Annotated in this window: 12 protein-coding genes; 10 read left to right on the top strand and 2 right to left on the bottom strand. The window is 62.7% G+C overall.

Annotated features, from left to right (window positions below; translation table 11 throughout):
- Positions 1 to 14: 14 nt before the first annotated feature.
- The 5 genes from N005_RS09125 to N005_RS09105 all read left to right on the top strand — a co-directional run bounded on the left by N005_RS09125 (position 15) and on the right by N005_RS09105 (position 4,895).
- Entirely contained in the window at positions 15 to 920 is a 906-nt protein-coding gene (locus N005_RS09125) for an SMP-30/gluconolactonase/LRE family protein (RefSeq protein WP_047700879.1), read from the top strand.
- A 57-nt stretch (positions 921 to 977) separates the two neighbouring features.
- Positions 978 to 1,946 (top strand): TRAP transporter substrate-binding protein, encoded by a 969-nt coding sequence (locus tag N005_RS09120; RefSeq protein ID WP_042730807.1) that lies wholly within the window; start codon positions 978 to 980, stop codon positions 1,944 to 1,946.
- 76 nt (positions 1,947 to 2,022) lie between these two features.
- The gene (locus tag N005_RS09115; protein WP_047700878.1) at positions 2,023 to 2,550 is read left to right on the top strand and encodes a TRAP transporter small permease; all 528 of its coding nucleotides are present in this window, start codon (positions 2,023 to 2,025) and stop codon (positions 2,548 to 2,550) included.
- Complete coding sequence (locus N005_RS09110) at positions 2,550 to 3,830, top strand: TRAP transporter large permease (protein ID WP_047700877.1); 1,281 nt, start codon at positions 2,550 to 2,552, stop codon at positions 3,828 to 3,830. Before N005_RS09115 ends, N005_RS09110 begins: the two co-directional genes overlap by 1 nt.
- A gap of 195 nt (positions 3,831 to 4,025) precedes the next feature.
- Positions 4,026 to 4,895 (top strand): aldose 1-epimerase, encoded by an 870-nt coding sequence (locus N005_RS09105; RefSeq protein ID WP_047700876.1) that lies wholly within the window; start codon positions 4,026 to 4,028, stop codon positions 4,893 to 4,895.
- Positions 4,896 to 5,067: 172 nt separating this feature from the next.
- On the opposite strand, the gene N005_RS09100 is transcribed toward N005_RS09105, so the two are convergent.
- Positions 5,068 to 5,868 (bottom strand): sulfite exporter TauE/SafE family protein, encoded by an 801-nt coding sequence (locus tag N005_RS09100; protein WP_047700875.1) that lies wholly within the window; start codon positions 5,866 to 5,868, stop codon positions 5,068 to 5,070.
- A gap of 293 nt (positions 5,869 to 6,161) precedes the next feature.
- Between N005_RS09100 and N005_RS09095 the strand changes: the two genes are divergently transcribed.
- Positions 6,162 to 7,025, top strand: a complete 864-nt coding sequence (locus N005_RS09095; protein WP_047700874.1) for an MBL fold metallo-hydrolase — start codon at positions 6,162 to 6,164, stop codon at positions 7,023 to 7,025.
- Between the two features lie 118 nt (positions 7,026 to 7,143).
- Here N005_RS09095 and bkdR read toward each other — a convergent pair whose 3' ends face one another.
- Positions 7,144 to 7,632, bottom strand: a complete 489-nt coding sequence (bkdR, locus tag N005_RS09090; protein ID WP_003202929.1) for a Bkd operon transcriptional regulator BkdR — start codon at positions 7,630 to 7,632, stop codon at positions 7,144 to 7,146.
- Positions 7,633 to 7,823: 191 nt separating this feature from the next.
- On the opposite strand from bkdR, the gene N005_RS09085 reads away from it, so the two are divergent.
- From N005_RS09085 to lpdA, 4 genes are read left to right on the top strand one after another with little or no spacing between them, the layout of a single operon-like run.
- Entirely contained in the window at positions 7,824 to 9,059 is a 1,236-nt protein-coding gene (locus N005_RS09085) for a 3-methyl-2-oxobutanoate dehydrogenase (2-methylpropanoyl-transferring) subunit alpha (RefSeq protein ID WP_047700873.1), read from the top strand.
- Position 9,060: 1 nt separating this feature from the next.
- Positions 9,061 to 10,119 (top strand): alpha-ketoacid dehydrogenase subunit beta, encoded by a 1,059-nt coding sequence (locus N005_RS09080; RefSeq protein WP_041022171.1) that lies wholly within the window; start codon positions 9,061 to 9,063, stop codon positions 10,117 to 10,119.
- Positions 10,120 to 11,394: a dihydrolipoamide acetyltransferase family protein gene (locus N005_RS09075; protein WP_047700872.1), complete on the top strand. Its 1,275-nt coding sequence runs from the start codon at positions 10,120 to 10,122 to the stop codon at positions 11,392 to 11,394.
- 14 nt (positions 11,395 to 11,408) lie between these two features.
- Positions 11,409 to 12,794, top strand: a complete 1,386-nt coding sequence (lpdA, locus tag N005_RS09070) for a dihydrolipoyl dehydrogenase (RefSeq protein WP_047700871.1) — start codon at positions 11,409 to 11,411, stop codon at positions 12,792 to 12,794.
- Positions 12,795 to 13,003 lie beyond the last annotated feature (209 nt).

Below are 13,003 nucleotides of genomic sequence, written 5' to 3'. Positions count from 1 at the left end.
ACAAGGGAATCACCATGCAAGCTGAATTGATAGTCGACGCACGCAATGCCGTTGGGGAAAGCCCGGTGTGGGTCCCCGAGGAAAATGCGCTGTATTGGGTGGACATCCCCAGCGGCGGCCTGCAGTGCTGGAACGCCGGGACCGGTCAACTCAAGGGCTGGGGAACGCCGGAAATGCTCGCCTGTATCGCCCGTCACCGGGACGGTGGCTGGGTGGCCGGCATGGAGAGCGGTTTCTTTCGCTTGCACCCCAACGACGACGGGACGTTGGACAGTGAGTTGTGCGCCAGCGTCGAGCACAGCCGCGCCGACATGCGCCTCAACGATGGCCGCTGCGACCGTCAGGGGCGTTTCTGGGCCGGCAGCATGGTCCTGAACATGGGCGCCAACGCCGCCGAAGGTCGGCTGTACCGTTATGAGGCGGGACAACGCAGCCCGGTCGAGGCGCAGTTGAGCGGTTTCATCGTGCCCAACGGCCTCGGCTTCAGCCCGGATGGACGGACAATGTACCTCTCCGACTCTCACCCTCTGGTGCAGCAGATCTGGGCTTTCGATTACGACACCGACAGCGGCACGCCTTCCAACCAGCGTGTGTTCGTCGATATGAAACCGTTGGCCGGCCGCCCCGACGGCGCGGCCGTGGACGCCGAGGGTTGCTACTGGATCTGCGCCAACGACGCCGGGCTGATCCATCGTTTCACCCCGGATGGCCGACTGGACCGTTCGCTGGCCGTACCGGTGAAGAAACCGACGATGTGCGCCTTTGGCGGCAGCCGTCTGGACACCCTGTTTGTCACCTCGATCCGCCCAGGCGACGACAACGACCCGCAATCCCTGGCCGGGGGCGTGTTCGCCCTCGACCCTGGGGTCAAGGGCCTCGCTGAACCCGCATTCGGAGAATTGAAGCACTCCACAAACTGACCTGCATGGCCGCTTCACCGGATGAGCACATAAAAACAACAACACTGGAGATTGAACATGAATTTCAAACGCACGCTTTTGATCGCCGCTTTGCCCCTGGCCTTTCTGGCGCAGGCGGCTCATGCCCTCGATATCAAGATCGCCGACATCCATCCCAAGGGCTACCCGACCGTGGTCGCCGAGGAATCCATGGGTAAAACCCTGGAAAAGGAGAGCAACGGCGAGCTGAAGTTCAAGTATTTCCCAGGTGGCGTACTGGGCTCTGAAAAAGAAGTCATCGAGCAGATGCAAGCCGGCGCGATCCAGATGTCTCGCGTCAGCCTGGGTATCGTCGGCCCTGTGGTACCGGACGTGAACGTCTTCAACATGCCATTCATCTTCCGCGACCAGGCCCACATGCGCGCCGTCATCGACGGTGAAGTAGGCGATGCGATCCTCGACCGGATCACCAACTCCGAGTTTGGCCTGGTCGCCCTGGCCTGGATGGACGGCGGCACGCGCAACCTCTACACCAAGAAACCAGTGCGCAAGCTCGAAGACCTCAAGGGCATGAAGATTCGGGTGCAGGGCAACCCGATGTTCATCGAGACCATCAACGCCATGGGCGGCAACGGTATTGCGATGGACACCGGCGAGATCTTCAGCGCCTTGCAGACCGGCGTGATCGACGGCGCGGAAAACAACCCGCCGACCATGCTCGAGCACAACCACTACCAGAACGCCAAATTCTACAGCCTGACCGGTCACCTGATCCTGCCCGAGCCGATCGTGATGTCGAAAATCACCTGGAACAAACTCACGCCGGAGCAGCAGGACATGGTGAAAAAAGCCGCCAAGGCGGCCCAGGCTGAAGAACGCGTGCTGTGGGACAAGAAGTCCGCCGCCAGTGAAGAAAAACTCAAGGCTGCCGGCGTGGAGTTCATCACCGTCGACAAGAAACCTTTCTACGACGCCACCGCACCGATCCGGGCCAAATACGGTGCGCCCTATGCCGATCTGATCAAGCGTATCGAAGCGGTCCAGTAACCCCTCTCGATCTGTACTCATGAAAAGGCTGGGCGCGCCTGTGGTTAAAAGGCGCGCCCGGTTACGGTGGAACCCGATGAAGAATTTACTGCTGCGTATCAACGACACGATTTACATGACTTGCATCTGGGTGGCCGGCCTTTCTGTCCTTGCCGTCGCGCTGATGATTCCGTGGGGGGTGTTTGCCCGCTACGTACTCGGTACCGGCTCAAGCTGGCCGGAGCCCACCGCTATCTTGCTGATGATCGTCTTTACCTTCATCGGTGCCGCCGCCAGCTACCGCTCCGGCTCGCACATGGCCGTGGACATGGTCACCAGCCGCCTGCCCCCGCGCTGGCAAACCCTGGCGTCGGTTTTCACCCAGCTGTTGATGGCCGCGGTGTGCATTTTCATGACCATCTGGGGCACCAAACTGTGCATGACCACCTGGAATCAGTTCATGAGCGCCATCCCCACGCTGCGCGTCGGCATCACCTACATGCCGATCCCGATTGGTGGTTTCCTGACACTGATTTTTGTCCTGGAAAAGCTCTTGCTGGGTGATCAAAGCAAGCGTCGGGTCGTGCAGTTCGATCTGGTTGAAGAAAACGAAGGTGCCGCTTAATGGACGCTCTGATTCTGCTGGGCAGTTTTTTGTTTTTGATCATGATCGGCATGCCGGTCGCCTACGCGCTGGGCGCTGCCGCCCTGATCGGGGCGTGGTGGATCGATATTCCGTTCCAGGCCATGATGATTCAGATAACGGGCGGCGTGAACAAGTTCTCGTTGTTGGCCATTCCCTTCTTCGTCCTGGCCGGTGCAATCATGGCCGAGGGCGGCATGTCCCGCCGGTTGGTGGCTTTTGCCAGTGTGTTGGTCGGCTTCGTGCGCGGTGGCCTGTCATTGGTCAACCTCGTGGCCTCGAGTTTTTTCGGTGCGATCTCCGGTTCCTCGGTAGCCGATACCGCTTCGGTCGGTTCGGTACTGATCCCGGAAATGGAGCGCCGCGGCTATCCCCGTGAGTTCGCCACCGCCGTCACCGTCAGTGGTTCGGTGCAAGCGCTGCTGACACCGCCCAGCCACAACGCGGTGCTGTACTCCCTCGCCGCTGGCGGCACCGTTTCCATCGGATCGCTGTTCATGGCCGGCATCGTCCCCGGCATCATGATGAACCTCTGCCTGATGGCGCTGTGCCTGGTCTTTGCGAGAAAGCGCAATTACCCCAAGGGCGAGGTGATTCCGCTCAAGCAAGCGTTGAAGATCTGCAAGGAAGCCATGTGGGGCATGATGACCCTGTTCATCATCCTGGGCGGCATTCTCTCGGGTGTTTTCACGGCCACCGAGTCGGCCGCCATTGCCGTGGTCTGGGCATTCTTCGTGACCATGTGCATCTATCGCGACTACAAGTGGAGCGAGTTGCCAAAACTGATGCACCGCACGGTGCGCACCATCTCCATCGTGATGATCCTGATCGGCTTCGCCGCCAGCTTCGGCTACATCATGACGCTGATGGAAATCCCGGCGAAGATCACCACCGCGTTCCTGACCCTGTCGGACAACCGCTATGTGATCCTGATGTGCATCAACGTGATGTTGCTGCTGCTCGGCACCGTGATGGATATGGCACCGCTGATCCTGATCCTGACGCCGATCCTGATGCCGGTGATCATGGGCATCGGCGTCGACCCGGTGCAGTTCGGCATGATCATGCTGGTGAACCTGGGTATCGGCTTGATTACACCACCGGTGGGCGCGGTGTTGTTCGTGGGTTCCGCCATTGGCAAGGTCAGCATCGAAAGCACTGTCAAGGCGCTGCTGCCGTTCTACGCCATGTTGTTCCTGGTGTTGCTGCTCGTGACTTATGTTCCTGCCATTTCACTGTGGCTGCCGCATCTGGTGTTGTAACTCGAAGCTAATCCCCTTGTGACGAGGGGGCTTGCTGTGGGAGCAAGGCTTGCCCGCGATGAAGTCAGCACGGTTTTACTTTGGAACCGTGTCGCCTCTTTCGCGGGCAAGCCTTGCTCCCACAGCAAGCTCCCTCGCCACAAAAGCGCTCACACAAGACCGTTCCCATCATTCAATTCCGGCAGATAAGGCACCATGACCTCACCCCTGCTGCTCCTCGAAGACGAACTGACCCGCCTCATCCTTGCTCCGCACCTGGGCGCCAGCCTCGTCGAGTGGACCCTGCGCAGCAACGGTGCGCCGCTGCTACGCCCGCCAGCACCACAAGCCGTGGAGAACGGCCTGCCCGGCAAGCTCGGCTGTTTTCCATTGATCCCCTGGTCGAACCGGATCGCCAACGGCGGCTTCGATTGTCCCGGCGGCTGGCTGGCATTGGCGGCCAACAGCCCCAACGATCCTTTTCCGATTCACGGCAGCGCCTGGCAACAGGCGTGGCAGGTGATCGAACAGGGGCCTCAGGAGGCATTGCTGCAACTGCACAGCCAATACCCGTTCGCCTATTGCGCCAACCTGCGGATTCGCCTGGACGGTGGTCAATTGCAGCTATCGATGCAGGTCACCCACCAGGCCGAACAGCCGGCCTGGCATGGGTTGGGCCTGCATCCCTACTTTCCCCGGACCATCGACACCCGCCTGCAAACCCGCGCCACCCACGTCTGGTTGAGCGATGCCACGAAGCTGCCGACGCAGTTGAGTGACGTCCCTGCGCACTGGGACTTCCAGCAGCCTCGCGTGCTGCCGGATACCCTCGTGGACAATGGTTTCGGCGGTTGGGATGGACACTGCCTGATCGAGCAGCCCGACCTGGGCTATGCACTGGAATGCCAGGCCAGCGGCAGCGATTACTTCCTGCTGTACTGCCCGGTGGGCCTGGACTTCTTCTGCATCGAGCCGGTCAGCCATCCGGTCAATGCCCACCACCTGCCGGGACGCCCGGGGCTGCGGCTGCTGGAGCAAGGTCAGTCGGTGGCGTTGGGGTTTTCGATGCGGTGCAGACCTCTGTAGACACTACCCTCTGTATGTTGACTGTTGTAGACAGTTCCTGTGGCGAGGGAGCTTGCTCCCGCTGGACTGCGCAGCAGGCCCTTACGGTTTAACCCAGGGGCGTCTGCTGCGCAGCCGAGCGGGAGCAAGCTCCCTCGCCACAAAAGAGCATGCGCAATCCTGAGCATTGCAGCTACGCCCGCACGAGCATATACACCGCCACCCCCAGGCAAACCCCGGCAAACCCCACCTGCAACACCCGGGCCGGGACTCGGGACGCCAGCCGCCGGCCCAACACCATGCCGACAATGCTGCCGACGATGAACACCGCCCCGACCTGATCGATACGCACCCCGGCATGAAAGGCACCCACCACGCCGATCAGCGAAATCAGGCTGATGACCATCAGTGAAGTGGCGACGATCCCGCGCATCTGCACGTCGGTCAGTTGCTTGAACGCCGGCACGATCAGGAAACCGCCGCCCACGCCCAGCAGGCCGGACACCACCCCGGTCACCGCGCCGAGCGTCGCCAGCGTGGCAGTGCAGCGCGGGGTCCAGGCCAGGCGTCCGGTCTGGCGGTCGAGCATGCAATTCTTCTGGCCCCAACTGGCCGCGCCGTGGTCGCTCGGCCCCGCCTGCGGAGTTTCCCGGCGCAACATGCGCGCCGCCACCAGCACCATCAACAAGCTGAACAGGATCATCAGGATTTTTTCCGGGAGCTGATGGGCCAGGAAGATGCCCAGTGGCGAAAACACCGCCCCCAGCAACGCAATCAGCAACGCCGCGCGATAGCGCACCAGGCCATGGCGCAAGCCATCGATGGCGCCCACCGCCGCCGCACTGCCCACGGCGAACAACGCCACGGGCGCGGCCTGGGTCATGGTCAAGCCCAGGCCCAACACCAACGCCGGAACCGCGAGGATACCGCCGCCCGCCCCGGTCAATCCCAGGACCAGGCCCATGGCCACACCGAAAAAACTCGCCAGTAACATAAGGTTCTCTCACGCCGCGCACACCTGTTGGCAGGTGTGATCGCATTTGCAGGACGCCTTGGCCCTCACTAAGCTCTGTACGAAAAGTCTTGAGACGAAGGTCAGGCAAGGCGAAAACAGCCGAGGAACGCCCGGGGTCGCGTCCGACTGTACTGGAGTACATGAGCATTCCGAGGCTGTTTTCAACGCAGCATGAACGAGTATCAAGGCTTTTCGTACGGAGCCTAAGCTGCGGACCATATTTTGCTAACCTTAGATGTTGCAACCGGTTCCTTCCGCACAGGTTAGTCGTCATGCCCGCGCAGATCCAAAGCTTCCTCGACCCCGCTTCAAAGACCTACACCCATGTCGTTTATGAACAGGACGCCGGGCCATGCGCGGTGGTCGATCCGGTGCTCGACTACGACCCGGCCTCGGGGCGCAGCGGCACCGCTCAGGCCGACCGGGTGATCGCATTCGTGCGGGAACACCGGTTGACCGTGCAATGGCTGCTGGAAACCCACGCCCACGCCGATCACCTCTCCGCCGCGGCCTATCTGCGGCGGGAACTGGGCGGCAAGATCGCCATCGGCCAATCCATCGGCCAGGTCCAGAACGTGTTCAAGGCGCTGTTCAACCTCGAAGCGCAGTTTGCCGTGGATGGTTCGCAGTTCGATCATCTGTTCGGCCCCGATGAAACATTCTTCATCGGCAACCTCAAGGCCACTGCGCTGCACGTGCCCGGTCACACCCCGGCGGACATGGCCTACCTGATCGACGACGATGTGATCCTGGTGGGCGATACGCTGTTCATGCCCGATGTCGGCAGTGCCCGTTGCGACTTCCCGGGCGGCAACGCCCACCAGCTCTACGCCTCGATCCGCAAGCTGTTGGCTTTCCCCGCCGGCGTGCGGTTGTATGTGTGTCATGACTACCCGCCGGAGCATCGCGAGCCCCACTGCATGAGCACCGTGGGCGAGCAGCGCCAGCACAATATCCACGTTCACGATGGCATTGACGAAGCCACCTTCGTCGCCATGCGCACCAAACGCGACGCCACGTTGGGCATGCCGACGCTGCTGTTGCCGGCGATCCAGGTCAATGTGCGGGCAGGCAACCTGCCGCCGGCCGAGGCCAATGGCGTGACGTATCTGAAGATTCCGCTCAATCAACTTTGACGGTCAACCCCTGTGGGAGCGAGCCTGCTCGCGATAGCGGTGGATCAGCTTGCATAGATGGCGCAGGTGCCGCCGCTATCGCGAGCAGGCTCGCTCCCACAGGGGATGTGGCTATCGTTCAGGTACCCAACGTCAACCCATTCGCCGGCAGCGGCAATGCCGTCTTGTAGCGCACCTGCTTGAGCGCGAAGCTGGAGCGGATGTTCGCCACGCCCGGGACCTTGGTCAGGAAGTCCATCATGAACCGCTCCAGGGACTGGATCGTCGGCACCAGCACGCGGATCAGGTAATCCGGATCGCCCGCCATCAGGTAGCACTCCATCACCTCGGGCCGGTCCGAGATCGCTTCTTCGAAATGCTGCAGCGCCTCCTCCACCTGCTTCTCCAGGCTGACGTGGATGAACACGTTGACGTGCAGGCCCAGCAGGTCGGCATCGAGCAGCGTGACCTGCTCGCGGATCACCCCCAGTTCCTCCATGGCCCGCACCCGGTTGAAGCACGGCGTTGGCGAAAGGTTGACCGAACGGGCGAGATCGGCGTTGGTGATGCGGGCGTTCTCCTGAAGGCTGTTCAGAATGCCGATGTCGGTGCGATCCAGTTTGCGCATGAGACAGATATTCCTGATTTTTATCGTTGTGCAGATTTTTTATCTGCAAATAGTCCGAACAGCAAGCCAACAGAGAAAAATATTCTTCGCCGTCGAGCCTATGATTGTTGTAGGACAATTCTCCTTACCCAGGAGATTTGTCAGCTAGCGCGCCCACTACAAGAAATTCACAAGATCGAGCGTAGAAAGCCATGAACCCAGCGTATGAACCGCTACGCCTGCACGTCCCTGAACCTTCGGGCCGTCCCGGCTGCAAGACCGACTTCTCCTACCTGCATCTGAGCGATGCGGGCACGGTGCGCAAACCCTCCATCGATGTTGAACCTTCCGATACCGCCGACCTGGCCCGGAGCTTGATCCGTGTGCTCGACGACCACGGCAATGCCCACGGTCCATGGGCCGAGGACGTGCCCCTCGAGATCCTGCGCAAGGGCATGCGCGCCATGCTCAAGACGCGGATCTACGACAACCGCATGGTGGTCGCCCAACGCCAGAAAAAGATGTCGTTCTACATGCAGAGCCTCGGTGAAGAAGCCATCGGTAGCGGCCAGGCCCTGGCGCTGAACATCGATGACATGTGCTTCCCCACCTATCGCCAGCAAAGCATCCTGATGGCCCGTGACGTGCCGCTGGTGGACATGATCTGCCAACTGCTGTCCAACGAACGGGACCCGCTCAAGGGCCGCCAGTTGCCGATCATGTATTCGGTCAAGGAAGCCGGTTTCTTCACCATCTCCGGCAACCTCGCCACGCAGTTCATCCAGGGCGTGGGCTGGGGCATGGCCTCGGCGATCAAGGGCGACACCAAGATCGCGTCGTCCTGGATCGGTGACGGTGCCACCGCCGAGTCGGACTTCCACACCGCCCTCACCTTCGCCCACGTGTACCGGGCGCCGGTGATCCTCAACGTGGTCAACAACCAGTGGGCAATCTCCACCTTCCAGGCCATCGCCGGCGGTGAAGCCACCACCTTCGCCGGACGCGGCGTCGGCTGCGGCATCGCCTCGCTACGGGTCGATGGCAACGACTTCATGGCCGTCTACGCCGCCTCGCGCTGGGCCGCCGAACGCGCCCGCCGCAACCTCGGCCCGACCCTGATCGAATGGGTCACCTACCGCGCCGGCCCGCACTCCACCTCCGACGATCCTTCCAAGTACCGTCCCGCCGATGACTGGAGCCATTTCCCGTTGGGCGACCCGATTGCCCGGCTCAAGCAGCACATGATCCGCATCGGCCAGTGGTCGGAAGAAGAACACGCCGCCGTCACCGCCGAGCTGGAAGCCCAGATCATCGCGGCCCAGAAGGAAGCCGAACAATACGGCACCCTCGCCGGCGGCCAGGTGCCGAGCGCCGCGACCATGTTCGAAGACGTCTACAAAGAGATGCCGGAGCACTTGAAGCGCCAGCGTCAGCAGTTGGGGGTCTGACATGAACGATCACAACAACAATATTGCGCTGGATACCGCCATGACCACTACCACCATGACCATGATCCAGGCCCTGCGCTCGGCCATGGACGTGATGCTCGAACGTGACGACAACGTCGTGGTGTTCGGCCAGGACGTGGGCTACTTCGGTGGCGTGTTCCGCTGCACCGAAGGCCTGCAGAACAAATACGGCACGTCGCGGGTGTTCGACGCGCCGATCTCCGAAAGCGGCATTGTCGGCGTGGCCGTGGGCATGGGCGCCTACGGATTGCGACCGGTGGCCGAGATCCAGTTTGCCGACTATGTCTACCCGGCCTCGGACCAGATCATTTCCGAAGCGGCGCGCCTGCGCTATCGCTCGGCCGGCGAGTTCACCGCGCCAATGACCCTGCGCATGCCCTGCGGCGGCGGCATCTACGGCGGCCAGACCCACAGCCAGAGCATCGAGGCGATGTTCACCCAGGTCTGCGGCCTGCGCACGGTGATGCCCTCCAATCCCTACGACGCCAAGGGCCTGCTGATCGCCTCCATCGAGAACGATGACCCGGTGATCTTCCTCGAACCCAAGCGCCTGTATAACGGCCCGTTCGATGGCCACCACGACCGCCCGGTGACGCCGTGGTCGAAACACCCGACGGCCCAGGTCCCCGACGGCTACTACACGGTACCGCTGGATGTCGCCGCCATCACTCGCCCAGGCAAGGACGTGACCATCCTCACCTACGGCACCACGGTCTACGTATCCCAGGCCGCCGCCGAGGAAACCGGCATCGATGCCGAGGTCATCGACCTGCGCAGCCTCTGGCCACTGGACCTGGACACCATCGTCAAGTCGGTGAAGAAGACCGGCCGTTGCGTGATCGTCCACGAAGCCACCCGCACCTGCGGCTTCGGCGCCGAGCTGGTGTCGCTGGTCCAGGAACATTGCTTCCATCACCTGGAAGCGCCTATCGAGCGTGTTACCGGCTGGGATACCCCCTACCCGCACGCGCAGGAGTGGGCGTATTTCCCAGGGCCGTCCCGTGTGGGCGCGGCGTTGAAACGGGTCATGGAGGTCTGAATGGGCACGCACGTTATCAAGATGCCGGACATCGGCGAAGGCATCGCGGAAGTAGAACTGGCGGCATGGCACGTCAAGGTCGGTGACCTGGTGACCGAGGATCAGGTCCTGGCCGACGTCATGACCGACAAGGCCATGGTGGACATCCCTTCGCCCGTGCATGGCCGGGTCATCGCCCTGGGCGGTGAGCCAGGTGAAGTCATGGCGGTGGGCAGCGAACTGATCCGTATTGAAGTGGAAGGTGCCGGCAACCTGAAGGAATCGGCACAGGCACCGGCTGCGGCTGCGGCACCAGCCGCCGAGCCCACACCGCCCAAAGCACCTGAGCCTGCGGCAGAGAAACCCGTCGCCGCGCCACGCCCGGCCCGGCAACCCCAGGCCCCGGTGGCCCGCGATCCCGACGAGCGCCCGTTGGCCTCGCCGGCGGTGCGCAAACACGCCTTGGACCTGGGCATTCAGCTGCGCCTGGTCCAAGGCAGCGGCCCTGCCGGCCGGGTGCTGCACGAAGATCTGGAGGCCTATCTGGCCCAAGGCCCCTCGACGCCGGCCAAGGGCGGCTCGGGCTACGCCGAGCGCCACGACGAGCAAGAGATCCCGGTGATCGGCATGCGGCGCAAGATCGCCCAGCGCATGCAGGAAGCCACCCAACGCGCCGCCCATTTCAGCTACGTCGAGGAAATCGACGTCACGGCCCTGGAAGAGCTGCGGGTTCACCTGAATGAAAAACACGGCGCCAGCCGTGGCAAGCTGACCTTGCTGCCGTTCCTGGCGCGGGCGCTGGTGGTGGCCTTGCGGGATTTCCCGCAGATGAACGCGCGCTATGACGACGAAGCCCAGGTCATCACCCGCTCCGGTGCGGTGCATGTCGGCGTTGCCACCCAGAGCGACGTCGGCCTGATGGTGCCGGTGGTGCGTCACGCCGAGGCCCGCAGCCTGTGGGACTGCGCGGCGGAAATCTCGCGCCTGGCCACGGCGGCCCGCAATGGCAAGGCCAGCCGCGACGAACTGTCCGGCTCGACCATCACCCTGACCAGCCTCGGCGCGTTGGGCGGGATCGTCAGCACGCCGGTGCTGAACCTGCCGGAAGTGGCGATCGTCGGCGTGAACAAAATCGTCGAGCGGCCCGTGGTGATCAAGGGCCAGGTGGTGATCCGCAAGATGATGAACCTCTCCAGCTCCTTCGATCACCGGGTGGTCGACGGCATGGACGCTGCGCAATTCATCCAGGCCCTGCGCGGCCTGCTGGAACAACCCGCCACCTTGTTTGTGGACTGATACCAGGAGCAGGCATGCAACAGACTTTGAACACCACCCTGCTGATCATTGGCGGTGGCCCTGGCGGTTACGTCGCGGCGATCCGCGCCGGCCAGCTGGGCATCCCGACCATTCTCGTGGAAGGCCAGGCGCTGGGCGGGACGTGCCTGAACATCGGCTGCATTCCGTCCAAGGCATTGATCCATGTGGCCGAGCAATTTCACCAGGCACAACACCATAGCCAGGGCTCGGCCCTGGGTATCAGCGTGTCGGCGCCGGTGCTGGACATCGGCAAGAGCGTGGAATGGAAGAACGGCATCGTCGATCGCCTGACCACCGGTGTGGCGACACTGCTGAAGAAGCACAAGGTCCAGGTCATTCACGGCTGGGCCAAGGTCATCGACGGCAAGACCGTCGAGGTTGGGGATAGCCGCATCCAGTGCGAACACCTGCTGCTGGCGACCGGCTCGAAAAGCGTTGACCTGCCGATGCTGCCCATCGGTGGTCCCATCGTGTCTTCCACCGAAGCCCTGGCCCCGACCTCGCTGCCCAAGCACCTGGTGGTGGTTGGCGGCGGTTACATCGGCCTGGAACTGGGTATTGCCTACCGCAAGCTTGGCGCCGAAGTCAGCGTCGTGGAAGCCCAGGAGCGGATCCTGCCGGCCTATGACGGCGAACTGACCCAGCCGGTGCATGAGGCGCTCAAGCAATTGGGCGTGAAGCTGTACCTCAAGCACAGCGTCGAGGGTTTCGATGCCCAGGCCAGCACGTTGCAGGTGCGCGACCCCGCCGGCGACACCTTGGACCTGGCCACCGACCGGGTCCTGGTAGCCGTCGGTCGCAAACCCAATACCCAGGGCTGGAACCTCGAAGCCTTGAACCTGACGATGAACGGCTCGGCGCTGAAAATCGACAGTCGCTGCCAGACCAGCATGCGCAACGTCTGGGCCATCGGCGACCTGAGCGGTGAACCGATGCTCGCCCACCGGGCCATGGCCCAAGGTGAAATGGTCGCCGAACTGATCGCCGGCAAGGCACGCGAATTCGCCCCGGCGGCCATTCCCGCGGTGTGCTTTACCGATCCGGAACTGGTGGTCGTGGGCAAGACGCCGGACGAAGCCAAGGCCGCCGGCCAGGATTGCATCGTTTCCAGCTTCCCGTTCGCCGCCAACGGCCGGGCGATGACGCTGGAGTCGAAGAATGGTTTCGTGCGGGTGGTGGCGCGTCGGGACAACCATCTGATCGTCGGCTGGCAAGCGGTCGGCGTTGGTGTCTCGGAATTGTCCACCGCGTTTGGCCAGTCCCTGGAAATGGGCGCACGGCTGGAAGACATCGCCGGCACCATCCATGCTCATCCGACCCTGGGCGAGGCGGTGCAGGAAGCGGCGTTGCGGGCGCTGGGGCATGCGTTGCATGTATAGGCGCGTCGCGCATCTGTAGGCATGGGTTTCACCTGTGGCGAGGGAGCTTGCTCCCGCTGGACTGCGCAGCAGGCCCTTACGGTTTAACCCAGGGGCGTCTGCTGCGCAGCCGAGCGGGAGCANCCCAATCCGGGTAGCAGGATCGCTCAGTCACACCGCGTTGACCGGATTGCGACTGCTTCGCAGTCGAGCGGGAGCAAGCTCCCTCG

The organism is Pseudomonas mediterranea CFBP 5447, assembly GCF_000774145.1.
Taxonomy (GTDB): domain Bacteria; phylum Pseudomonadota; class Gammaproteobacteria; order Pseudomonadales; family Pseudomonadaceae; genus Aquipseudomonas; species Aquipseudomonas mediterranea.
The sequence above is the reverse complement of the archived record's forward strand: the minus strand, read 5'-3'. Positions and strand labels throughout refer to the sequence as shown.